18 protein-coding genes are annotated in these 25,580 nt (G+C 40.8%); 9 read left to right on the top strand and 9 right to left on the bottom strand.

Annotated elements, in window-relative coordinates:
* Positions 1–68: 68 nt before the first annotated feature.
* Complete coding sequence (gene dapB, locus VB693_RS12495; RefSeq protein WP_323266555.1) at positions 69–905, bottom strand: 4-hydroxy-tetrahydrodipicolinate reductase; 837 nt, start codon at positions 903–905, stop codon at positions 69–71.
* A gap of 294 nt (positions 906–1,199) precedes the next feature.
* Between dapB and VB693_RS12500 the strand changes: the two genes are divergently transcribed.
* The 3 genes from VB693_RS12500 (at position 1,200) to VB693_RS12510 (ending at position 3,704) form a co-directional block, all read left to right on the top strand.
* Positions 1,200–1,976 carry a GTP-binding protein gene (locus VB693_RS12500; protein WP_323266556.1) on the top strand — a complete coding sequence of 259 codons (777 nt, stop codon included), beginning with the start codon at positions 1,200–1,202 and terminating at the stop codon, positions 1,974–1,976.
* Positions 1,973–2,785, top strand: coding sequence for a metallophosphoesterase family protein (locus VB693_RS12505; protein ID WP_323266557.1), 813 nt, complete (start codon positions 1,973–1,975; stop codon positions 2,783–2,785). Before VB693_RS12500 ends, VB693_RS12505 begins: the two co-directional genes overlap by 4 nt.
* Before the next feature lie 166 nt (positions 2,786–2,951).
* Positions 2,952–3,704, top strand: a complete 753-nt coding sequence (locus VB693_RS12510; RefSeq protein WP_323266558.1) for a metallophosphatase — start codon at positions 2,952–2,954, stop codon at positions 3,702–3,704.
* An 18-nt stretch (positions 3,705–3,722) separates the two neighbouring features.
* Here VB693_RS12510 and VB693_RS12515 read toward each other — a convergent pair whose 3' ends face one another.
* Together VB693_RS12515 and speB are read right to left on the bottom strand one after the other, a co-directional pair.
* On the bottom strand, positions 3,723–4,514 hold the full coding sequence (locus VB693_RS12515) for a fatty acid desaturase (RefSeq protein WP_323266559.1): 792 nt from the start codon (positions 4,512–4,514) through the stop codon (positions 3,723–3,725).
* 244 nt (positions 4,515–4,758) lie between these two features.
* The gene (gene speB / locus VB693_RS12520) at positions 4,759–5,796 is read right to left on the bottom strand and encodes an agmatinase SpeB (protein WP_323266560.1); all 1,038 of its coding nucleotides are present in this window, start codon (positions 5,794–5,796) and stop codon (positions 4,759–4,761) included.
* A gap of 204 nt (positions 5,797–6,000) precedes the next feature.
* Here speB and VB693_RS12525 point away from each other — a divergent pair, with 204 nt between their 5' ends.
* Positions 6,001–6,663 (top strand): alternative oxidase, encoded by a 663-nt coding sequence (locus VB693_RS12525; RefSeq protein ID WP_323266561.1) that lies wholly within the window; start codon positions 6,001–6,003, stop codon positions 6,661–6,663.
* A 439-nt stretch (positions 6,664–7,102) separates the two neighbouring features.
* Positions 7,103–8,374: a glycoside hydrolase family 10 protein gene (locus VB693_RS12530; RefSeq protein ID WP_323266562.1), complete on the top strand. Its 1,272-nt coding sequence runs from the start codon at positions 7,103–7,105 to the stop codon at positions 8,372–8,374.
* 146 nt (positions 8,375–8,520) lie between these two features.
* Here the strand turns inward: VB693_RS12530 and VB693_RS12535 are convergent, their stop codons facing one another.
* The 3 genes from VB693_RS12535 to VB693_RS12545 all read right to left on the bottom strand — a co-directional run bounded on the left by VB693_RS12535 (position 8,521) and on the right by VB693_RS12545 (position 10,949).
* Complete coding sequence (locus tag VB693_RS12535; RefSeq protein WP_323266563.1) at positions 8,521–9,333, bottom strand: hypothetical protein; 813 nt, start codon at positions 9,331–9,333, stop codon at positions 8,521–8,523.
* A 287-nt stretch (positions 9,334–9,620) separates the two neighbouring features.
* Positions 9,621–10,295 (bottom strand): HAD family phosphatase, encoded by a 675-nt coding sequence (locus VB693_RS12540; protein ID WP_323266564.1) that lies wholly within the window; start codon positions 10,293–10,295, stop codon positions 9,621–9,623.
* A gap of 204 nt (positions 10,296–10,499) precedes the next feature.
* A complete protein-coding gene (locus VB693_RS12545; protein ID WP_323266565.1) occupies positions 10,500–10,949 on the bottom strand; it encodes an Hsp20/alpha crystallin family protein in 450 nt (149 codons plus the stop codon).
* Between the two features lie 463 nt (positions 10,950–11,412).
* Between VB693_RS12545 and VB693_RS12550 the strand changes: the two genes are divergently transcribed.
* Positions 11,413–11,733, top strand: a complete 321-nt coding sequence (locus tag VB693_RS12550; RefSeq protein WP_190699033.1) for a DMT family transporter — start codon at positions 11,413–11,415, stop codon at positions 11,731–11,733.
* A gap of 638 nt (positions 11,734–12,371) precedes the next feature.
* On the top strand, positions 12,372–17,522 hold the full coding sequence (locus tag VB693_RS12555; RefSeq protein WP_323266566.1) for an eIF2A-related protein: 5,151 nt from the start codon (positions 12,372–12,374) through the stop codon (positions 17,520–17,522).
* A gap of 130 nt (positions 17,523–17,652) precedes the next feature.
* On the opposite strand, the gene VB693_RS12560 is transcribed toward VB693_RS12555, so the two are convergent.
* The 3 genes from VB693_RS12560 to VB693_RS12570 all read right to left on the bottom strand — a co-directional run bounded on the left by VB693_RS12560 (position 17,653) and on the right by VB693_RS12570 (position 22,700).
* Positions 17,653–18,582, bottom strand: a complete 930-nt coding sequence (locus VB693_RS12560) for a phosphodiester glycosidase family protein (RefSeq protein ID WP_190699027.1) — start codon at positions 18,580–18,582, stop codon at positions 17,653–17,655.
* Between the two features lie 107 nt (positions 18,583–18,689).
* Positions 18,690–19,943 (bottom strand): DUF4912 domain-containing protein, encoded by a 1,254-nt coding sequence (locus VB693_RS12565; RefSeq protein WP_190699025.1) that lies wholly within the window; start codon positions 19,941–19,943, stop codon positions 18,690–18,692.
* A 510-nt stretch (positions 19,944–20,453) separates the two neighbouring features.
* Complete coding sequence (locus VB693_RS12570; RefSeq protein WP_323266567.1) at positions 20,454–22,700, bottom strand: IMS domain-containing protein; 2,247 nt, start codon at positions 22,698–22,700, stop codon at positions 20,454–20,456.
* Between the two features lie 786 nt (positions 22,701–23,486).
* Between VB693_RS12570 and pdhA the strand changes: the two genes are divergently transcribed.
* Both pdhA and VB693_RS12580 read left to right on the top strand, forming a co-directional pair.
* Positions 23,487–24,521 (top strand): pyruvate dehydrogenase (acetyl-transferring) E1 component subunit alpha, encoded by a 1,035-nt coding sequence (pdhA, locus tag VB693_RS12575; RefSeq protein WP_323266568.1) that lies wholly within the window; start codon positions 23,487–23,489, stop codon positions 24,519–24,521.
* 129 nt (positions 24,522–24,650) lie between these two features.
* Positions 24,651–25,520 (top strand): aldose epimerase, encoded by an 870-nt coding sequence (locus tag VB693_RS12580; protein WP_323266588.1) that lies wholly within the window; start codon positions 24,651–24,653, stop codon positions 25,518–25,520.
* The last annotated feature ends 60 nt before the right edge of the window (positions 25,521–25,580 follow it).

Here is a 25,580-nt window from a genome sequence, read left to right on the forward strand (position 1 = left end):
AATGAGTTAGGAGTTAGGAGTTGGGAGTGGTGAGTTAGGAGTTGGGAGTTGGGAGTTGGGAGTTGGGGTTAGAGGATTTTTTCTAATCCATATACTAATGACTTTAACTGTAAAACTTTGCGAATTGCTAGTAAGACTCCTGGCATATAGCAAGCGCGATCGCTAGTATCATGGCGTAAAGTATAAATTTGCCCAGGTGCGCCAAAAATTACTTCTTGATGGGCTATCAGTCCAGGCAAGCGCACACTATGTATTCTAATCCCTTCCTCAGCTAAACTACCTCTAGCCCCTGGAATTTTTTCCGTTTCTTCCACAACCGCAGGGTTAAATGTTTTACCTAGTTCTGCGAGTAATTGAGCAGTTTGAATGGCTGTACCACTGGGCGCATCGGCTTTTTGGTTGTGATGCAGTTCGATAATTTCTACATGGTCAAAATATCGGGAAGCGGTGACGGCGGCTTGTTGTAGCAGTACCATCCCAATGGAAAAGTTGGGAATCACTAAACAACCTGTACTAGCTTTCTCGGCAAAATCCGCCAAACTTTGCAGTTGTTCTGGACTTAACCCCGTAGTCCCAACCACAGGACGAATCCCATAGGCGATCGCACTCCGCACATTATCGTAAACTGAATCAGGATGGGTAAAGTCTACTATCACCCCAGGAGGCCCTTGTCTTTCCCCAGCCACATAACCCAACATTGGTTCTAATTGGTTAGTGATAGGTATTTCTAAAGGTTCTGCTAAACCTGCTAATTCTCCCGCATCTTTACCTTGATGTTCAGCACTGTGGTCAATTGCACCCATAAGGTTTAAGTCGGGTGATTCTGCTATCGCCTTCACCACCTCACGACCCATTTTGCCAGCCGCACCATTCACAATCACCGGGATAGGAGCTTGATTCGTCATAATTACAACTATAGTTTTTTAAGTCAACCAGGGATTTATTGTAGAGATTTTAGTGTGCTTGTTGCTAGTGTTTTATTAAGAAAGGCTGGGGACAGGTGATAGATGATAAGAAAGCAGGGGGAGCAGGGGAAGGAAAATACAATGCCCAATGCCTAGCTAGCCTGGTCACTGCACTTAGTCGTCTACGACACGCTCTGCGTCCCGCAGGGAACGGAGAGAACGCAGAGAAGTGCAATGACTAATGACTAATGACTACTGCTTTTCAAAAAGCATGAAAATGATTATCATTGAGCAATGAAGGTACTAAATATAACTGTTGTTGGTGGACTGGCTGGCAGTGGCAAAACAACGTGGATTTGCCAACAGATGCAGAATCTCACAGCTAGTGAGAATATAATTTATTTTAGTCCTGGTACGGGAAATGTTCCCATTGACCAGACGCGCCTAGCTGCGGAATTTCCCCATGTGCAAGTTTTTCAGGATGGGCAAGAAGTTGAGTTTCTGCACCAATTAACAACAGCCGAGACTGTCTATATAGAATTGGGGTTTTATCTGGAATTAAGCAGTATCCATAAAATATTAGATGGTTTATCTTACCAAGCCTTGGCTATCCTGCCGCCAAAACTTCAGGATTCTGAGTATCATGCTTGGGCAGACAAAATTATTAAAGGTGCAGATATTGACCCTAATATTACCGCCAATAAGCTTTGGCGTGTTCCCAGTAGTGGCCAAGTGATTGATGAAGACAGTTTACGAGAGTTTTGGTACGAAGTAACTCATGGTGCTTATGGTTTTGTTAGTCGCGCCAAGGGGATTTTTGATGTCGCTGATGGCCGGGTGCTATATGCAGATTTTGTTGCAGGTGTACCAACAATCGATTTTCTGGAACTAGACTTACCACGCCACTTGGAAGGTAGACCGCAAAGATTTAGTGGTATTGAGGTATTAGGAGAGAACTTAGACGAGTCTACCATGAGGCAAACCTTAGAAGATTGCTATTTATCAGAAACTGCGATCGCACAATACCAACAACAGGTAAGACAAATTTTAATTGAGGAGACTATAGAGTGAAAATAGCAGTCATGTCTTGCATTCATGGTAACTATGAAGCCTTAGATGCAGTCTTGTTAGATATTGACCAACAAAAAGCCGAAAAGATTTTTTGTCTAGGTGACTTAGTCGGATACGGGCCATATCCTAATGCAGTAATTACACAAATTCATTCTCTAGATATTCCTACTTGTGCTGGTTGTTGGGATGAAGATATTGTAGAAGGCTTAAACTCCTGTGACTGTAGTTACCCTTCACTATTAGCTGAAAAACGCGGCAAAATAGCCCACGAATGGACATATAAAGAACTCTATCCCGAAAATAAGGAATTTCTCGCCAAACTACCCCACGGCTTAGGTCAAGATAATTTGGTTTTCGTTCATGGTAGTCCCCAAAGTAACCATGAATATTTATTACCAGAACTTGACGCTTTTGCCGCCTTAGAAAGAGTAATTTCCGCAGATGCAGATGTATTGTTTTGCGGACATACTCATGTACCCTATGTCCGTACTTTGGACGCAGGTAGTCTGCAAGTCCGTGTTCAAAGTACAGGAGTAGAAGAGAAGGAAATTAACTTTTCTACTCCTATCAAGCGAATTGTCAATGTAGGTTCAGTCGGAGAACCTAGACATGGACGACCCAATGCTACATATGTAATTTATGACACGGATACTCAAGCAGTGAGTTTACGAGAAGTAACTTACGACTATCAAAAAACCTGTGCAGCCATCATCGAAAAAGGTTTACCTGCCATTTTTGCATGGCGTTTAGCCCAAGGTTTGGAATACGCAGAAAGGGCTGAAGACCCCACCCATATTTGTACTAGATGATGGGGACTGGGGACTGGGGAGAAGGTAAAGTGACTAATAACTTACTACTTACTACTTACTACTTACTACTTACTACTTACTACTCACTACTCAGCATCGGCTAAACGCCGCGCTACCGCTAACAGCACTCAGCACTTTTAAAAGTAATTTAAGAGCGAAAATCTAGATGAATAAGTGGGCAATTTTAAGCGGAATTGAAGGTAATTTAGCGGCATATGAAGCTGTATTAGCAGATATTAATCGCCAAATTAATCAAGTAGAGGCTTTATATATTTTGGGTGATTTAGTAGGGCCAACACCAGAAGCAGAAAAATTAGTAGAACGAGTCCGTAACCCACAGATTGGTGAATTAGAACCACTCATTTGTAAAGGTTGGTGGGAAGAACAATGTTTTATTTTGCACGGTCTGGGGGCTACTGGAGAAGCAGATGATTTAATGGCAAAATATGGTGGTGAAACAGTTAAGTTACTCTGGGAATCTGTTTCTCGTCAAACAGTACAATGGCTAAGAAATCTAGATTTTGGTTTTTTTGAACTAGATTCTTTATTAATTCACGGTACAACTGTATCTGTAGATGAAGAATTAACACCAGACACGCCACCAATTCAAATGCTTGACCGCCTCTCACGAATGCAAGCTAATAACTTATTTTGTGGACGTTCTGGTTTGGCTTTTCAATATCAGTTACAAGCAGGTTCAGTTACTACAGGTATCACTACTCTTGATAGTGAAGTCTCTCCCCAAAAGGTGGAAATTTTGCCGCGCCAAGTCATCGGGGTAGGGAATGTAGGAAAAACACCAGGAGAAGCTAAATATACTCTTTATAATCCTACCAGTAACCATATAGAATTTAGAACTGTTCGTTATGGTGTGAGTAAAAGATTTCAGGTAAATTCAACTAACAGAGTGGCTTTCTGAATAAACTCTCTTAGGTGTCTAATTACTCGAAGAAATCATAATGTAGGGTCTTGCAGTTGCTAGATGGCGTGCAGCAATGCCAGGATTTTGATGATGTACATCGTGATTGATTGTTGCTTGAACCACAGTTGCTCCAAAAATTCTCTCTCCCCATGTTTCAAGAGTGCTGGGAATTTTCATCTCAAATGTTCCGTATTGTCCTTTCTGGTGATGCACAAGACGGAAAAATACTATATCCCCTAACCCATAAACAATTCGGATAAATAACCAAAACCAAAAGAATTTTTCTCCCCCTACGAAGACTAATATACCTAAAATCAATAGTTTGATCAGTAAATCTAGTCCTAGTTGAAGATTAAATTCATTTACTTGTAGTGAGCGAATAAAACTTTGTTCTGGCGCACTCAAGGCATTAAAAATAACAACAAGAAAGTTCCCTCGAATATGGTAAGCATCTGGGTCAGATTCTGTTGCAGGGCTACGATGATGAGCCAGATGAATCTCTCTCATTTGTGGGTAACTTAGTGTGACAATAGAAAGTGGAATAGGACTAATACCCAAACATTTGATTATCTTGTTTATCTGTTTTTCATCTTTAACATGAAGAAGTTCATGTACACTAATAACCCAACGAGGCAGTGTAACAGCAACAATCACAAATAAAACCCAACTGGAAATAAATTCAGTTATAAATAACCCATAAGCCGCTATTAGGATGAGAGCCGCGATAGTGCAATCACGGATATATTGACTGGCATCATCATCATTAACTATATACTCATTTGGACATTTATTGGTATTTTTGAGCATTGCTTTTGTAAAATTCAGTTATGTTTTTGGATTTTACACTAAGCTTTTGATAAATTCAAAATTCCAACAAATGATTAAGCTAAATTTAAGAGATAAGTTTGTTCAATAGTTTGATATTAATGATTCACTTCCCTCTGCAAAATGCTGGAAACCCTTGATTTATTTTTGAGAAGTAGGAGAGAGCGAGAAAGGTTACAGGTTAAAAATATCCACAAAACATTTGTAACCTTTAGCTCTCACAGAGTCATCGCTGAGATAAATCCATTAAATTAGAAAGTTTGTAAACAATTCGCGCCCCGACATTACCATCCCACTCAGCATCACCAACTTCGCACACATCAAAACCAATAATTTTTCTCCCACTCTTTACCAATTCTCGGAACAGACAAAAACTTTGCTCTAATTCTAACCCTCCAGGAACAGGAGTACCCGTATTTGGACAAAGTTTGGGATCTAAACCGTCTACATCAAAGCTAATGTGAACATATTCTGGTAAGTGGCTAATAATTTCTTGGCATAAATTTATCCAGGTTGTTCCCGAATATAACTTCTGTTGAATAGCAGGGTCATAATATGCCACAATTCGACTATTTGATTGGTCAATGATTTGCACTTCATCATGACAAATATCGCGCAAACCTACCTGCACTAATTTAGAAATTTGTGGTATCTTCATAGCATTAAACATGATGGAAGCGTGGGAAAATTCAAATCCCTCATAGGCATCACGTAAATCTGCATGTGCGTCAATATGTAGAATACCAAAGTTAGGATATTTAGCTGCTATGGCTTGGAAGTAACCTAGTGGTGAACTGTGATCCCCACCAATCACAGCAACTCGCTTACCCTTATTTATTGCTTTCTGAGACTGTGTAAATAGCCATTGATTAACCTGTTGAGAAGCCTGATTAATTTCTGTTAAAACAGGTGTTAAATCTGGGGTGTCTGTTAATGCTTTACCTTGCGCTAATCGTTCAATAATTTGTGCAGCTAAGTCACGATAGTAATCATTTTTTTCTAAAATATCTTGGGGAATTTCTACTAGAAAAATTCCCTGTTTCCAGCCATCGGGGTTGTCGAAGTCAAATAAATCCAGTTGAATGGAAGCATCAAGAATACGCTGTGGCCCGTTAGCTGTACCTGCACCATAGGAAACAGTCACTTCCCAAGGTACGGCAAAAACAATTAAGTTGGCAGAGTCATAATCACAAGGTAAACCCAAGAGATTACCGTTAATTTCGCCTACGCCGCTAGGATTATAGTCTTGAAGTTGATTACTCATAGTATTAGGTGACAGGTTATAGGTTACAGGTTACAGCCTATCTCCTGTACCCTATCATCTGTCACCTGTCCCCTGTCCCCTCTAGTAAGTATCATTCTTCACAAGTCCCTCAAGTTTTCTAGTTATAAATACTTTGACGGTGAAGAGGGGAAATCAAAGATTTTAGCCTGATTTACCTGATTTGATGCTGGATGGAGAATAACTATGATTCGTTTGCTTGTTGGTATCTTAGTATTTGTCATTAATACAATTTATCGCGATCGCCCTTATCCTCGCTTTTATGTTTTAGAAACCGTAGCACGAGTACCTTATTTTTCTTATCTGTCGGTGCTACACCTCTACGAAACTCTAGGTTTATGGCGTAAGGCTGACTGGCTCAAGGTTCACTTTGCTGAGTCTTGGAATGAATTGCATCACCTGCTGATTATGGAACATTTGGGAGGTGCTAGTTTTTGGGGCGATCGCTTGTTAGCTAAAACAACTGCTTTAATTTATTACTGGATTATTACGGCGTTGTATCTTGTCTCTCCCCGTGCTGCATACAATTTCATGGAATTGGTGGAAAAGCACGCCTACAATAGCTATGACAAGTTTCTCACCTCTCAAGAGACTGAATTAAAAGCTCTACCTGCACCGGAGATAGCTAGACTCTACTATCGTGATGGCGACTTATATATGTTTGATGAATTTCAAACCGCGCAGACTCCCGCCGAACGTCGTCCACAAATTAATAATCTCTATGATGTGTTTGTAGCCATCCGAGATGATGAGATGGAACACGTCAAGACAATGATTGCTTGTCAATTACCTAATGCTGCACTTTCTTCCATCAGTCCTCATAGTCTCAAACCTCAGACAGTAGAATAATGGTGAGGCGAACTGTTCGGTAATTTGTCCCTAAAATAAAATACAGCCAAAACACAGAGACATGATGATTTGTTTCTGTGTTTTGTCGTTTTTGGTGTTGAGCGATTTTCTGTCCCCTTATACCCGAAAATAAGGGTATGTGAAGCGATCGCTAATAATTTAATCTCAATTTTTCTGTTTTTCAATAAAAGTTTTTGATATTACATTCAATTTAAGTATTATTGACGTTGTTAATTATGTCCTTATTCCGTCCAAAGTCAACAAATCGCGGCTATTATTGGCAAAAGTCCATCAGGCACTAATTAAGACTAATTGCGTCAACTATACTGACTGTGCTAAGTATGCTTCGGTTGATCTGATGCGGAAATTCGATGCGCCGTACTGAAAAATAACTACCAATCAACTAATCCTTTAGTAACCATCAAAGTATTTAAACTGTATGGCTAGTACACTCCTTCACCACACCAAACTATGGTGCGTCTGGGTAGCTGACGCATCATTGCAATTGATCAAATCTATTTCCTTTAGCCAATGTTGGCGGCGTAACAGCCTGCTGAGGAGGATTTTCCCTATCCTTGTTTTAATATCATTTGTCACCGTATTGTTGGCAAGTAATTTCACCCCTGTTATAGCCCAACTCCCACGGCAAGAAATTCGTGGGGTGTGGATGACCAACAATGATTTTGACATCCTCAAGGATCGCCGCAAAGTCCAAGAGGCTATGAATCGACTACGGGAGATGAACTTTAATACTGTCTACCCTGTGGTGTGGAATTCTGGCTATGTGATGTATCCCAGTGCTGTGGCCCAACGAGCCGAGATTCAACCTTTTGTGTTTCGAGGCTCAGATGGACACGATATCTTAGCAGACGTAATTAACCAAGCCCATCGTCGGGGTTTGTTGGCAACTGCTTGGTTTGAATTTGGATTCATGGCCCCCCCTACATCAGAACTCGCCTTGAACCATCCAGAGTGGTTGACAAAAAAACGCGATGGTGGCGAAACTTCGATGAGTGCAGCTGGAGAAGTTGTCTGGCTCAATCCTTTTCACCCCGAAGTGCAGAAGTTTATTAGTGATCTTGTCTTAGAAGTCGTCACGAACTACGATGTTGATGGCATTCAGTTTGACGATCACATGAGTTTGCCTCATGAATTTGGCTATGATCGATACACGGTTTCTCTCTACACCCAAGAAACTAAAAACCCTCCCCCAGCCAATCCTCAAGACCAAGCATGGATAAAGTGGCGAGCTGATAAAATTACGGCATTTATGACCCAGTTACACCAAGGTGTCAAAGCCAGAAAACCCAAGGCCATTTTTTCTGTTGCGCCCAATTATTACGATTTTGCTTATAAGTTTCAACTGCAAGATTGGCTAACGTGGTTGCGGCAAAATCTTGTGGATGAGTTAATTGTGCAAATTTACCGTCCCAACCTGCAAAATTTTATCACCAATATATCCCGTCCCGAAATTCAAGAAGCACAACAAACGATTCCCACTGCGATCGGGATTATGACAGGTTTACGCAATAACCCAGTTTCCATACAACAAATTAAGTCTCAGGTACAAGTTACCCAACAACGCGGATTAGGGGTAGCGTTATTCTACTACGGTAGTATGTGGAACTATTCCTCAGAATCCTTTAATGAACGCCAGGCTGGATTCCAAGCTTTATTCCCATATCCGGCTCTGCGTGCTAGGGTCGAATAAAGGTTTTGGGTTTCCGGTCAAGTATTTAAGCAGAGGAGCAGAGGAATTTTGGATTTTGGATTTTGGATTTGGAATTTTAGATTAAATTTCAATCCAAAATCAAATTGCCTCATGATGGTCTATTTTTGTTTGAACTGGATATGGTCTCAAGCTTTGAACATCTTTTTCATCGATGAAACTTGCTTTTGAACTGGTTTTGATCTGTAAATTGGCAGTAACCACCGTCCCATGTTACTCATCAAGATATATCGGAATGATCTATTGGAGCAAATGACGGGAGAATCAATTGTCGTAGGAGGAGCGCAGTAAACTCGTATACCCAACTTCAAGTAATCTTGTTCATGCCAATAAGAACGAGACTTTTTATCTAAGGTATTGTTGCGAATATTATAGCGGTGCAGGTGTCGTAGAAGAATGGTTAAGCAAGGGTTGGCAACCAATAGCCCTGCCTCGACTGCTCGTTGAGCAATGATTGCATCACAACCAAGAATACCTAAGTGATAGTCAGCTGGAAATGGGCGGATGGGTGTACGAAAAATCCAACAGTCATGAGAACCTTCAGCCGCTTGGTGGTGTAGTACCCATTTGCCACCTTTTTGCTCGTTGTAGCGTGAGATTGTCCAAAATTGACTGCTATCTATCTCATTAGCGCGTTCTAAATTACTATCTTGATCAAAGTAGATATCACCATTACAAATCACTGCTACCTGATTATCCCCGCACTGATTAGCTAGTGTAAACAAATCAGAAAAGAATGGTCTTTTATCAGTGGTAATTATCTCTAGTTTCTCGTGCTGAATATCTTTGAGCAAACCATAATCACCATCACTTTTCGTTTCTAGTAGCACCTTGACTGCATCAACTGCTGGATGGGCTAGGTTGGCGTTAAGACAGGCTATAAACTCAGTAGCTCGTCGTGGATCACATGAGGTATGAAGAGTTGTAATCAGAATTGCCATAATTGTAGATTTAGAAGATTGAGCAGAAACTCTAAATAATAAACTAGTTATTTAGATACATTTATTTTCAAGTATATTCACTTATCTAAGATAAAGCACAATCTACGATGTGATAACAGTAGCTTTACTAAAAAAACACATTACATTTAATATTAGAGACGCGAAATTCCGCGTCTCGACAAAGTAGGCACAAGTAATTTTTAGAAATGTCTATTAAATATCTCAAGCGATCAGCTACGCCGGGCAGAATGCCATCGCCTCAGTCGCTGCGACAATCTCTACTATCCCTAGCCCCTAGACCCTAGCCTCTGTTCTAATAAAGCACAGGCTTGCTCCAAGGATTCCCAGACTTGGTAAGCCAAACATCTAATTTCTGGGGATGGTTGTTCTATGTCGGGAATCATAATTGGGTACATCCCAGCACTGAAAGCTGCTTCTATGCCTACACATGAGTCTTCAAACACCACACACTGTACAGGAACAACATTAATTCTGCGGCTGGCTTCTAAATATATATCTGGTGCGGGTTTACCTTCAGCAACATCTTCACTGGTGACAATAGTTGTAAAGTATTGCAGAATACCTGCATTGGTTAAACGGCGGATAGTTCTATTCCTTGCTGTACCTGTTGCTAAAGCGATGACTATACCTAAATTATTTAACTGACGCAGTAAATCTAATACGCCTGGTTTTAATGGTAAACCTTCTTGTAGCTCCCGGCGATCGCCTATTTCAATCCGTTGTGCTGTCACCGCATCAAAGGGAAAACTGCTTCCATATCTTTGTTTGAGAATTTTTTCTCGCCAAGATAAATCGCGCCCGACAAACTCGTGATAAAAATCATCCTTCATCAGATAGCCATGACTCTCTAAGGCTTGTTTCCAAGCCCAGCGAGCAATGCTTTCTGTATCAAACAACAACCCATCCATGTCAAAAATTGCAGCTCGGGTATCTGGTAGCACACTCAATCCTCTGTTTACACCTTGACAACACCTAATTATGTAATTATGCCGTTCATGGGCAACAATAACTGTTGCAATCTATTAATCAAGAAATTTTGACTTAATTATGCACATCTATCCTAGATCATTTATGAAAAACAAGAAACCGATTTTATCAAATAAAACCGGTTTCTCAAACTTTGAATTTTCACTAATCAAATTTGATTAGCCAACGGAATCTAGATTAATCTTGATAACTTTGTTCTTTTCTTCTTCTGCTTTAGGCAGCATTAAATTCAAGATACCATCTTTATATTCTGCCTTGACATTAGTATTTTGAATCCGGGTAGGTAAAGGAATTACACGTTGGAATTTACCATAGTGAAATTCACTCTTGATTTTGCCTTTGTCTTCAGCCTTAGTTTGAGATTTACGTTCACCACTAATATAGACAGCTTTATCGGTGACTTGCAAATCTATATCTTTTGCTTCCATACCTGGAAGCTCCAGTTTTAAGTATACGGCATCTTCTGTTTCTTGTAATTCAGCCGCAGGAACTTTTGCTACGGTTCTATCCAAAATTGTCGTATTTAACATCTCATCTTCAAAAATATGATTAAGTTGACGTTGAATCGTGTTCAGTTCTTGTAAAGGATTCCAATGAATGAGTGCCATATCTTTAACTCCTCTGAGAATGATGTATGGAAATTAGTTCAAAATTCATTTGATTTGTTCTCATCTTATTCAAAAAATAATTTAGTGTAAATTCGGTTTTTATCACCTGGTAAATAATAATTACCGAACCCTACCAGAATGTACGGTAAACTAGGTTTAATTTGTTCGGTAAACTCTAAATCAATTGATTACTAGATAAATAGATCGATATATTATCTTAGTGCTATAAATAGAGTTTAAGGTTTGTATTTAGCGTATCTAACCCTCACTTCAGATGATAAGGGGTTCAGAGTAATATAAAAGACTTGAGTTATTGAGTGAGTCGCCTCAAACATCATCAAAACTATTGATGATAATTGCATTATATAAATTTGTTGTCGCTTAAGTAGCAGAATTACTCAGAAAATTATTCATAGAATACTAGCAAATTGAAAAATCTTCTTGTTAAGATTTCAGCACAAATATGTTAATTAATTGGGTTTACTTACTAGCAGCAATATTGTTTGAAGTTTTAGGCACAACCTGCATGAAATTGTCAGAAGGATTTAAGAATATAATTCCTTCTATCTTAATATTTGTATTTTATGGTTTTGGGTTTACTTTCTCTACACTTTCTCTCGAAAAAATTGACGTTGGCGTGGCTTATGCTATTTGGTCAGGGTTAGGAACAATGTTAATTGCTAGTATTGGTATTATCTGGTTTCAAGAATCCATGTCATTGGTAAAATTTTTATCTATTGGTTTAATTGTCATTGGTGTAATTGGCATCAATGCGAGTAAATAACTAGGATATTGAAGCAGAATTATATAAGTCACAAAAATACCTCATTCATGTGCAGATGAATGAGGTAGGCATCAGAGGAAATCAACAAGGGTTTACAAGTTTAACTTGTAGGAATATGGCTAGCATCAAAGCAGCAGAATGAATTAAGTTCAACTGCTTTTTTGTCACAACTGTGATCAGATGCGCTAAATTCAGAACTGCGATTCGCTTGAATGTAAACAGTCTAGCAGGGTTAATTTTGTCTTTGTGGCCACTTTGACCAATTTTTTGTATATAAAAATTACAAAATTCTCTCATCCAGAAGTCATGGAATGGGCAAATAGAGAAAAAATTACACCTTTTTTTGAATAAAGAGACAAAAACTATCCACAGTTAGATTTGCAAACATGGCTTAATCTAAGAAATGTATTAAATTATTCATTGTTTCACAAATTATCACTAATAAAACTGTAATAAAATAACAGGATAGACTCGGCTTTGGATTGTGACTATACAATTAGGCAACACAATATGTCAGTATAGTAAGAAACTTTTCTGTTATCTTCTTCAAAGAGAATATAGGGGTGTAGGGGAAGATAGCTAATGGCTAATGACTAATCACTAATCACTAATCACCAATTTTAAATTTTGAATTAAAAATGTCTCCACTCGGTATTGCTACAAGTCATCTAATTCATACTCTAGAAACAGGAGAAGCGAAACTTTGGTTGTTGCTAGTGGGAGTCAACCAATACCAGGATGAGAGACTTCCCTCATTGCGTTACTCATCTGTTGATTGTCAAGGGTTAGCCGCAGCTTTAGCTGATGCGACTCAGGCTTTCCCTCACAAACAAGAATGCGTTCACCATGATTTTGTCTCCCAACAGCCACTGTTATCGAAAGTACGTGAGAGTTTAGACCAAATTACAAATACAGCCCAACCACAAGACACAATTTTATTTTATTTTTCTGGTCACGGAATGCTAGAACCAAATTCCCAGCAGGCGATTTTGTGTCTAGCAGATACTCAAACGGATGACTTACTTAATACAGGTTTAGAATTGCAAGAACTTTTGCAATTGTTAGGTAATAGCCAAGCACAGACTCAATTAGTCTGGCTAGATGCTTGTCATAGTGGTAGTCTAACTTTTAGAGGCGCAAGAAACGACAGCACACAACAGGCTTTACCAAACCCGACACCCCAGATAGTAGAATTACTACGCCAAAGGGCAAAACAGAGTAAAGGATTTTACGCCTTACTTTCTTGTGATACCAACCAACAATCTTGGGAATTTCCAGAATTGGGACACGGGGTATTTACTTATTATTTAATGCGGGGTTTACGAGGTGAGGCTGCTGATAGTCAAGGGTTAATTGATGCAGATGGACTTTACCGTTATGTTTATCACCAAACAAAGCAATATATCGAGCAAACTAACCAACAATTACGGCTAATTAATCAACAAAATCGTACTAGAGGAGACACCAAAGTTTATTCTGAATATCCATTGCAAACTCCCAAGCGCATTGTTGAAGGGGTGGGTGAGGTAATTTTAGGGGTAAAACCCGCATTAATTGAATCATCTTACACCCGACAAGCATTAATTGTAGAAGGATTAGCAACTAATCAGACTACTTTGGGGTTGAGTAAACTGTTGCAGGCTGTCGGTGGTTTTGAGATAGAGTATTGGCCACGAACTAATACTAGTAAAGATTTACACACTATAATTCAAAGTTGTTTACAAACTATAGAATCAGCAGCCCAAAATCAACAGCAAAATTTCACCACAGTATTGTTATATTTGCGGGGACGCTTAGAAGCAACTGAGGTGGGAGAACCTATCCTAGTGCTGGGAGAAAATACCCGCCTGAGTCGTTCTTGGTTAAGACAACAACTACGACGTTCTCCCTATGCTCAACAAATCATCATTTTAGATTGTCTTCTAGGAATACACAGTGATTTACTCCTAAAAGATTGGGTAGAAGATTTACAACTGGGCTTTGAACAAGGACAATGTATTATTGCGGCGGCTTCATCTCCAGATAACCCGGAACAATTTGCCCAAGCCCTAAACTCTACCTTGGAAGCAGCCCAAGAGCAACCCAGTTTATCAGCTGCTACTTGGATTAGCCAATTACAACAAATCTGGACAGAAACTTCTCTACCTTTGCAGATTTGGCTATCTGGTACTCAAGGAGTAATTGAAATTATTCCCACCCGGACAGGTAATAGGAATAATCAGCTACTAAATACAATCGATTTAGGTATCTGTCCTTACCAGGGATTACAAGCTTTTGGGGAAGAAGATGCTCAGTATTTCTACGGTAGAGAAATCCAGACACAAAAAATAATTGCTGAGTTAGAGAGAAAATCATTTATTGCTGTGGTGGGGGCTTCTGGTAGTGGGAAATCATCTTTAGTGCAGGCGGGTCTAATGGCTCAACTGCGCCGAGGTAAACAATTACTGGGTAGTCAAGGCTGGTGGATAAGAAGCTTTCGCCCCGGGACAAATCCCCTAGAAACTTTATCCCGTCGCATGGTAGATAGTGGTACTGAGCGAGAAAAAGCCTATCAGCAAAAACAGCTAGAGGGGCTGTTGTATCAAGGGGTAGAAGGATTGGTGCATTGGGTAAATCAGCGTCCTGAACCAATGGTAGTTTTGGTAGTAGACCAGTTTGAAGAATTATTCACTCTTGCTGCTAGTGAAGATAGACAAAGATTTCTAGAAATTGTCTTGGGAACACTGGCAAGAGTATCAGAAAGATTTAAATTAATTATTACCTTACGGGCAGATTTTATTGCTCCCTGCTTGGAAGTAGGGAAATTAGCCCAGCTATTACAACAGTCGAGTATTTTATTACCGCCTTGCTTAACTAAAGAAGAGTATCGCCGGATTATTATTCACCCAGCCGAACAAGTTGGGTTAACAATAGAACCAGAGTTAGTAGAGGTATTATTACAGGAGTTGAATTACTCTCCTGGTTATTTACCATTACTGGAATTTGTTCTAGAACAGTTGTGGGAATACCGGGAAAATGGTGTCATTAGCTTACAGGCATATCAGCAACATTTGGGTGGAATTAAAGGTGCTTTAGAAAAGAAAGCCCAGGCAGTTTACGAAAGTTTAGATCCAGAAGCCCAAGAATGTGCTAGATGGATTTTTTTAGCGTTAACACAATTAGGTGAAGGTACAGAAGACACTAGGCGACGGGTAGGGAAATCAGAGTTAATTGTGAACAAATATCCCGTTGCTTTGGTAGAGAGAACATTGCAGATATTAACGACTGCTAAGTTGGTTGTGGTGAATGGGACTGGGGACTGGGGGCAGGGGGCAGAGGGCAGGGGGCAAGGGGGGGGTTTTGCCTTGACTCCTTACTCCGCACTGCCGACTCCTTCAGTCACCATCGAGGTAGCCCATGAAATCATTATTCGCCACTGGTCAACATTACGCTGGTGGTTAGAGGAAAATCGTAGTAGATTGCGATCGCATCGACAAATCGAACAAGCTGCTACTCTATGGAAGCAACATGACTGCCAAGCCGATTTTCTTTTGCAAGGTGTGCGATTAGCAGAAGCGGAAGAAATTTATCTCAATTACACTGATGAGTTATCTTTGGATGTTCAAAATTTCATTGCGGCTGGTTTACAAGCCAGAAGAAAACAGCAACAAAAGGAACAAAATAGACTCAGGCAAGCACAAAGGGCTGTAGCTATTATCAGCACCCTCGGATTAACTGCTTTTGCTTTAGCTGTTTTTGCTTACCAACAAACCCAAAAGGCTCAATTACAAGAAATTCAGGCTTTAAACTCTCTCTCGGAAAACTATCTACTTTCTCACCAGCACTTAGAAGCCCTATTAACAAGTGTGCAGGCGGGAAAAGAAGTCCAAAAAATTAACCTTGGACTTCCTCAAAATGTCCGTAATAAAACAGCAACTATTCTCCAACAAGCAGTCTACACTACCCAAGAACGCAACCGCTTCATACATAATTCTTGGGTGACAAGCGTCAATTTCTCGCCGGATGGGGAAATTTTAGCCTCTGGTAGTGCTGACAACACTATCCATCTTTGGCGTAATGATGGCAAGTTACTCGATACTTTGACAGGTCACAGTGATGGGGTCAATAGTGTAGTTTTTTCCCCTGATGGGGAAATTTTGGCTTCTGCTAGTGCTGACAATATGATTAAACTCTGGAATCGTAGCGGTAAATTATTGACTACTCTCGCCGGACATAATCAAGCTGTCAATAGTGTCAGTTTTTCACCAGATAGTAAAATCATTGTCTCTGGTAGTGCTGACAATACAATGAAACTCTGGACTCGTGAGGGTAAATTACTGCTAACCTTTACTGGACATAACGGGGGTGTAAATTCTGTTGCTTTCTCCCCAGAAGGTGATATTATCGCCTCTGCCAGCGATGACGGCACAATCAAATTGTGGAGTTTAGATGGTCGTCAGCTAACAACTATACCCGCCCATACCAGAGAAATACGTAGTGTAAGTTTTAGTCCAGATGGTAAAACCATCGCTTCTGCCAGTGCTGACAATACAGTGAAACTCTGGACTCGTGACGGGACTTTACTCAGAACCTTGGAAAAACATAATGAAGGGGTCTGGCGGGTGATATTTTCTCCCGATGGACAAATGATTGCAACTGCTAGTGCCGATAAAACTATCACCATCTGGTCGCGTGATGGTAGCGTACTAGGAACTTTTTTAGGACATAGCCATGAAGTGAACAGTATCAGTTTTACCCCAAATAGTAAGATTTTGGCTTCAGCGAGTGATGACAATACGGTGAGACTGTGGAATGTAGACAGAAAGCTACCCAAAACTTTTTATGGGCATAAAGGCAGTGTAAATAAGGTTAGCTTTACTAATAATGGTGATACTGTTACCTCACTGGGTGCAGATAGCACCATGAAGTTGTGGAATTTAGAAGGACAGTTGATCAAAACCTTCACTTCTCCTATTCCTGATGTTAATAGTGTCAGCTTCAGTAGCGATCGCAATATAGTTGCCTTAGCTAGCACTAGTCAAGGTATCCAAATTCGCAGCCAGGATGGGACTTTACTCCGCACCTTCCAAAATCATCACCATTGGGTAACGAGTATGAGTTTTAGTCCTGATAATCAAATTCTTGCGTCTGGTAGCGCAGATAAAACCATCAAACTTTGGAGTTTAGATGGTCGCCTACTCAATACTCTTTCAGGACATAACGGTTGGGTGACGGATGTCAAATTTACTCCAGATGGTAAAAACATTCTCTCTGCTAGTGCAGATAAAACTATCAAAATCTGGAATTTGGAGGGTAAACTGCTGAAGACCCTGAAAGGTCATAGTGCAAGTATTTGGAGTGTGAATATTTCTCCTGACAGCAAAACCATTGCTTCCGCTAGTCAAGATAAAACGGTGAAACTTTGGAATATAGACGGTCAGTTATTAAAAACCTTACAAGGGCATAATGATTTAGTTTTTAATGTCAATTTTTCCCCCGATGGTAAAACTCTGGCTTCTGCTAGCGATGACGGCACAATTAAACTCTGGAATGTTGCCAATGGGACTTCGTTAACCACGTTCCAAGGACATCAAGGCGGCGTAAGGAATGTCAGTTTTAGTCCCAATGGTAAGCTACTAGTTTCCGGTGGACAGGATGCTACTGTCAAACTGTGGAACTTAGAAGGCATAGAACTACAAACCTTGGTGGTTGATCAACTACTAAATCAAGCTTGCGATCGCCTAACTGATTATCTCACCACTAACCCCAATATCACGACAGAAGATCATCAACTGTGTTTTGGGAACTAGTACCGCAAGGCGGAAGTCATAGACGCTAAAGCGGCTTCCCGGAGGGTAAGTCAAAAGTCAAAAGTCAAAAGTTTAATATACCAAGGCTTTTGCTGTTTTGAAATGGTCTGCTTATCTACGCCGTGCTGTACTAGTACCGCTTATAAATTAAAAACACTGAACCAATGAAACCAGGGTTTTCTACATAGATTTTATTGTTGTAATACAATCCTGGTGACATACCACCATCAAATAGGATTCCTTCTTGAATCTTACCTAAACAGTTATTGCGTGCAATGCCTTCTAAAACATCATCAAATTTATCTGGTGTTAACTCTTGATTAATTGACGATACTTCAATATGAGAATTAGCTTTTAAATCATTAACTAACAAAATTACATAACCTTTATTTGTGATAGCTGCCATAGAACGATTAGTAGCTTGTCTACAGGCAAATTCACCTAAATCTTGGCAGATATCTTTAAATTTACCTTGAAGATAAAACCTGCCATTACCACCTACTAAATTGTAATTCAGAATATTATTCGCTCTTCTACCTATTTGGATTGTGGCCTGTCGTTGTTGAGGTTTACCGCCAGAAATACCAAAAGAAGAACGCTTATTTTTAAAATCTCCTGCATACTCAATTCCACGAGAAATGTTTAAACCTTGGGGTTTATTTTCAGTGTCTATATAGTCGGCATTAATTGCTGCTATTGGTCTTTTGCCATTTAGCTGCGAATTAGCATTAGAAATAAGTTCACGAAATTGTTTTGGTATGTATTCTCTCCGAAATTTACCTCTACTATCTTTAGCATAAATTGGATGAGATAACCCTAGATTCACTTTAAAATCTAGTGCATCTGACCTAGGATTAAAAATAATTACGTGATTGATCCCTTTAGCAAATTTATCACCGCGATTATTAGTTTTAAAAAATTCAATACTAAATTTACTATTTTCCCCAGGACAGGTTTTTGCAGTTTTTGGTGCTGAACTCGCATCAATTTTTTGACAACCTGACAATAAACTGACAGTAATTACAAATATAGATAAAGCAACAATTTTTTTGAAGGACATACAAAATAAAAACCCGCTACAGCATGACTATAGCGGGTAATAATTTAAAATTTCAATCAAGGTTGCGGATTGGGGAATGGAAATTAATCCTGTCCCCTGTTACCTTCCTAAGAAAGCCATTCTAAAACAGCTTCGTCTTTGGTATTGGTGTTACGAGATGGGGTTTCACGATTAAATTTCATGTGAATTGAGCGTGTTTGCTCACCATCAGCCGCAACAGCCAAAATGGGGTAGTCAATTAAACCATCTTGGAAGGACATTTGAAAGCGGAATGTACCATCTGGATTCAACTTGATGGGACGACCACCAATTGTCACGGTAGCATCGGGTTCAGTTGCACCGTAGACAATCAACTCAGCATCAGCAATTAACCAGAACTGGCGAGGACGCATTGGTACGGCGGAAGCGGAGAAGCCTACACCGGACATTCCCACACCGGACATATTGATGCCGGAAGCGGTGGGAACTGCCCACATACCTACACCAGAGGGGAATACGTAGGAACTGATAGCTTGTTCTGGACGGGCAGAACCGGGGACTTGCTGCATAGAACCGAAAAGCGAACCAGCAACCCGTTGTGCTTCGGCGGACTCTGCCATGCCAAAGATTTGGTCGTAGATGGGGTTGCCATTGCTATTAATAGCACCAACAGCAGCAGCTGTTTTCTTGGCAGGGGGAACGAGTTCGTACAGGGTTTTGCCGCGCAAATCTTCCTCAAAGTTGACAGTGATGAAGACATCTTCAATCCAGTCAGAGGGATAAACGGGGGGAATGTGAACACGCGCTGAACGAGCTAGCACTAACCAACGCCCATCAAAAGCACGATAACCGATATCAAGAACATAATCGCGATCGCTGACTGGAATAGGAATATACCATTCTCTAGCTAGTTCATCAGCAGGATACTCTTGGATGCTGTGGGGGCTTTGGTAATCAAGATTTACGTCAGTAACGTCATAAATCCGCAGTGCCAGTTGTTGTCCCCCTTGGCGACGCAACTCTTCTTTATGGTCGTTGGAAATATCCCAGTAAGCATAAGCCCACTGAGGATCACGCGGTAACAGGACAATCCGACTGTCACCGTAACCACCTGGTAAATCTGCCAAGCCTTCATCAACATCAGCTAGAGATCCACCAGTACGGTCTTCTTGACCAAGTTCAAATTTTGCTGCTTCCACGGTTTCCTGTGCCTCCAGTGAACGAGATGGGTTAAGCGACGCTTTTTGACGCTGAACTTCTTGAATTGATGCTAATAATTGAGATTTCCTCATCCGGCTATAGCGAGAGATGCTAAATTCGCTGGCAACTTTGCGTAGTTGTCGCAGTGTCATCTCTTCTAGCGGTGGGCGTTCTTTTGCCATGAATTTTGGCCTCCAGTAGTTTGAAAGGTAAATGATTTCCCTGGGTAACAAAATGCTTAATTAAACTTTATTTATCCCAGATGAATTTCTTATGCCTGACTCCTGGTTTTGCCCAGTGTGTTTTTTTAGTCTTTTGTTAAATAAAGGTCACGTCCTTTCAATTTCTTACTCATGCCAAAATCAGCACTTTGGGATCGGAGGAGTCACTTAATTAAGTTTGTTGAACTTATATTAACTAGTAAACCTTGGTAGGGATCAAGGGGTGTCAACAGGCTTTTTTACCTATTTTACGAACTTATAAGCTCTTGTGGGATCATTTTGTTATGATCCCCTGACATCGTTCCTGATCGAGAGTCAAGCCAAGTCATATTTTCCTGACAACAATTCCCATATTAGCAAATATAAGCACGTTAGTATAGATAAATCAGCAGCCTTAGACCAATCAAACCGCAAAAAACTTTTTTGTGGCTGAAGCAACTAAAATATAGCCTTTAGATATAAAAAATTACATTAATTGACAACGGCTGTCATGCTCTGAATTCGCCACCCGCCGGCTTGCCGAACTAATTCATAGCGGACACGGAGATTTTCATCAGTAGAATTTCTTCTTTGACCATTGCCGTAGAATTGGGTAATTTCCCTGACATTAGCTCTGACTAAAGCTCGATTAGAATCTCTATCAAATTTATTGATATTTTCTATTTTGATACTGTGGCTATACATCCGATAGCTGTCTGTAGCTCTCACCTGCTGGGCAGTGAATCGCCATTGTGAGAGAGCAGAACCCGTTAAAATCTCTGCTAAACCGTCAATCTCGTGGTTAGGCCCTAACGCTGAGGCTTTGGTGGATAGCCAAGTTTTAATCACCCCTTCGGCTATTGCTTCTGTCAGTACCCCATCCTGGGACTGTAAAGCACTGTTACTCTCCAGTGTGGCTATTAATGGTTCATTGAGTTGAGTCAAAAATGTTTCTGCCTGTAAAGCAGGTACTGGGAAAAAGAGATTCTTAACTGCACCAAAAATGGTTGAGACTAACAGCCAAAAAACTAATATCCCTGCCATAGAAATAAATACAGTCCACACTAAGCGTGTTTTCCGATCTAACGTACCAACCAAGTTACGCTGTGGATGAGAACGTTCACTAGGCTTCCGTCTTCTGCGCTTAGTAGTTACAGTTGGGCGAGGTGCAGAGCTGGGATGCTGATTAGCCCTAGCTGTACGCTGTACACCAGATATCTGGGATGTAGTAGGTGTTTCTGGATGTGGTATGCCAGTATATGGGGGTATAGGAGCAGTATTTTCTTTAAATACTGAAAAATTGGCCGATTCTGCTACTTTGTGGTTGTGGGTTTCTGGTAACTCTGGATCTGGCGTTCTCTGGTGATCAGACTCAGGTCGAGTCGTTCCACTAGCATGACTACGATGCTGAGTGCGATTGATTACCTTCCACTCATTAGTAGTTTCTGCATCATTAGGGAGAGCTTCTAGATAGGCTTGGACTTGCTGGTTGGCAAAATAATCTTTCAAAGATGCTTGCTGATTGGTTAAATCCCGAAAATGGGGAAATACCTCATTTTGTAGCCATTGTTCGGCATAAAGGCACAAACCAGGCAATAAGTCCGGTGAATCTTGAGATTTTTCTCGAATAAAAGCTAAAGATTCATATTCTTGACTTAGTTCTAAAACACGGGATGCTTCTTCGGTTTGTCCTAATAACAACGCACAAAGTGACTGTTCTAAATGCACATCTTGCCGTTTAGCCAACCGCATGAGCATTTGCTTGGCATGACGAATCAAAGCGGGTTGGCGGTGGGTAAATCCCCGTGCAATGGAGGCATAGACAGCTAAGTAGGTAGCCACAGCCGAGGGACGTTTACTTTCCGCCTCGAATAGCTTGTGTTGTTCGGCAACTGTTAAATAGTGGCGTAGTTGCTGGATGAATCGGAGAAAATCATCTATACTTAAGCCCGATTCATCATGACCAGTGCCATCAATGCCGCCGCGATCTTCTAAGATACTTTGCAGTAATTCCAAACCTTGATGACGTTCGACGGTCTGAGCTGGAGGCAGTGCCAGTAATTCTAGAATGCGATAGGGGCGTAACTTATAAAGGTCAGCCTGAATTTCTACTTGGACATTGGCAAACAGACCTTCACGAGCTAACATTTCTTGGCCGGTTTCGAGAGAAATAGCCGCATTTTCGTAGTGACCTTGCTGCCATTGCTCACGACCTAATTCTAAACAAGCCAGAGCCACAGTCAGAATCATATCTGGGCGTTCAGCATTTTGGAGAAATGCGTCAGTAGCCAGGTGAACGGCTTTTTTAGGTACTACACCATTTTGATTCCCCAAATAGGTACGACCTAGTTTCAGGACTAGCTCGTATTCTCCTAGTTCTTGCAGAATTAATAAAGCACCAACTAACTCCTCAGAGGCAATTTCAATACTGAGATTTTGAGCATTAAACTTACCCTGATTGCTGTTGGGACGATTTTCTAGTGCTACTTTGGCACTACCAGAACTATCTGGGTCATAGGCATGAGCAAGATATAACTGGTCGTAACTACTACGTTCCTTGGGATCTGATAAAACCACGTAAGCTTCTTCTATAAGTTGTTTACGGGAAGCAATTGCTGCTTGAGAATACTCTTTGCGTGGCAATTGTACAATGCGATCGCTATACGCTTGCCGCAATTGTTCCTGACTTGCCGCTAATGGTAGTCCTAAAATTCGGTAGTAATCAAGCGGAATTCGCACAGCCTACTTCCCCTGCACCGTGATTAACATAATCCACCTAGAGCATTCCAGGCGTGTAAAACCGTGCCATAATCATACGGTGAATAATACCGTGCCGGACTTACACTATAAGTGTATATTGCAACAATGGATTTTGTTGCTTCCCCAAATTTGTGTCATATTCTAGTACCAACATTTTGTCTTCGGCTAGGAAGTGCTAATACTTTGTCTTAATTCTTAGTAATTTTCCTGAGAATAAATGTTATCAGTTTTTGAGCCTGTAAAACTCAAATAGCATAGTTTAGTTGTACAAGCCTTGCTTTCACACCAGACTATGATTTATTTTTATTTAAATATATTTCAGATGTTTGTTTATCTGAAATATGGATTTAAAGATGCACCGCCTCAAGTATATATGCTGATAGCATAAAGACCAAGATTATATCATAAGGAGAAGATATGACAACCCTATAAATATATACTTAAGGATTTAGGGGTTGAATTTCCCTAAATTGTTCATAGATATGCAGAAACCAAGCTATCCTGAGTGATAGCCTATGAACTGAAATGGGGAATAGCAAAGTACAGAAAAAGAGAGTTGCTATTAGGCTGAGATAGTCATATATAGATGTGTGAAAATCGGCGAATTAACCCTGTTTTTTCCTGAATATTCTCTATAACTGTTTTTGGTGCATAAATATCGGTTGTTCACTCTAGCAAAACCTCTGTAGAGAAAACTAACTTGTTGAGAGAACAACCTATTGAAAATGGTAAATTTCGATTTTAGAACAGGAATAATAAAAAATAATGGTTCAAGAACGCGCATTACCTAAATTTGATCCTGCTACCGCCCAGATCAGCAAAGAAAAAGGCTTGCTCTTATACGAAGATATGATTTTAGGGCGTTTTTTTGAAGACAAATGCGCCGAAATGTATTATAGAGGCAAAATGTTTGGTTTTGTCCACCTGTATAACGGGCAAGAAGCAGTTTCCACTGGCGTAATTCAAGCCATGCGCCCAGGGGAAGATTTCGTTTCCAGCACTTACCGCGACCACGTTCATGCTTTGAGTGCGGGAGTACCAGCAAGAGAAGTCATGGCAGAACTATTTGGCAAGGCCACCGGTTGCAGTAAAGGGCGCGGCGGTTCGATGCATATGTTTTCTGCCGAACACCGCTTGTTAGGTGGCTATGCTTTCGTAGCTGAAGGCATTCCCGTGGCGGCTGGTGCAGCTTTTCAAAGTAAATACCGGCGTGAAGTGTTAGGCGATCGCAACGCTGACCAAGTAACAGCTTGCTTCTTTGGTGATGGTGCGGCTAACAACGGGCAGTTTTTTGAAACGCTGAATATGGCAGCCTTATGGAAATTGCCAATTCTGTTTGTAGTCGAGAACAACAAATGGGCAATTGGCATGGCGCACGATCGCGCCACCTCCGACCCAGAGATTTACAAAAAAGCCAGCGTGTTTAACATGGTGGGCGTAGAAGTAGATGGAATGGACGTATTAGCAGTACACACCGTAGCCCAAGAAGCCGTCGCCCGCGCTCGTGCAGGTGAAGGGCCAACCTTAATCGAAGCCCTAACCTACCGCTTCCGTGGTCATTCGTTGGCAGATCCAGACGAACTGCGGAGCAAAGCCGAAAAAGAATTTTGGTTTTCCCGCGATCCCATTAAAAAGCTAGCGGCTTATTTAATAGAGCAGAACTTAGCAGATGAGGCAGAATTGAAAGCGATCGAGAACAAAATTCAGGCAGTGATCGAGGAAGCTGTAAAATTCGCCGAAAGCAGCCCTGAACCAGACCCCAGCGAATTATATCGCTTTATTTTTGCAGAAGACGAATAACCGTAATGAGTTATGAGTTATGAGTTATGAGTGCTGAGTTATGAGCAAAAAGAAAAACACTCAGCACTCAGCACTCAGCACTCAGCACTCCCTCACTCAGCACTCTCTCACTCTCCTAGGACTAATCTCGTGTTTAGTATTGCCATTCAACAGCAACAGTACAAAACCTATATCCTTTCTGATGAAACGGCTAGTTCTCATCTGGAAGTAGTACCAGAACGCGGCGGTATTATTACCCGTTGGCAAATCAAGGGAGAAGAAATTTTCTACCTAGACACTGAACGCTTTACCAATCCAGAGTTGAGCGTTAGAGGTGGAAACCCAATTTTATTTCCCATTTGCGGCAACTTACCAGATAATACCTACACCGTTAATGGTAAGCAGTACACTCTCAAACAACATGGCTTTGCTCGTGACTTACCCTGGGAAGTAACGGATCAACTCACTACAGATAAAGCTGCACTCACTCTGATTCTTAAGAGCAACGAGCAAACCAAGGCAGTTTATCCATTTGATTTCCAAGTAGTATTCACTTACGAACTACAAGGAAATACTCTAGAAATTAAGCAACAGTACCAAAACCTCTCGTCTACACCGTTACCATTTTCGGCTGGTTTTCATCCTTACTTCCTCGTAGGGGATAAAAATCAACTAGAATTCGCCATTCCCTCTCAGGAGTATCAAGACCAAAAAAGCAAAGAAGTTCATCCCTTTAACGGTAATTTTGACTTCAGCCGCGATGAAATTGATTTTGCTTTTGGGCAGATTAACAGTCAGTCTGCTAGTGTGACAGACCATAGCCGCAAGCTCAAACTGACCCTAGACTCTGACGATATCTTTTCTATGCTCGTATTCTGGACGCTCAAAGGTAAAGAGTTCTATTGTCTAGAACCTTGGAGCGCACCCCGCAATGCCCTAAATACGGGTGAAAAACTGACTGTACTTGAACCAGGAGCTAGTTATACAGCATCGGTGAGATTAACGGCAGATTTTTTCTAGTTATCCATTGACAAACACCCAGACATTAGTGCTATAATAGCGAAGTTGCAAAATGCAGCG

Origin of the sequence: Anabaena sp. UHCC 0399 (genome assembly GCF_034931465.1) — a bacterium.
Taxonomy (GTDB): domain Bacteria; phylum Cyanobacteriota; class Cyanobacteriia; order Cyanobacteriales; family Nostocaceae; genus Trichormus; species Trichormus minutissimus.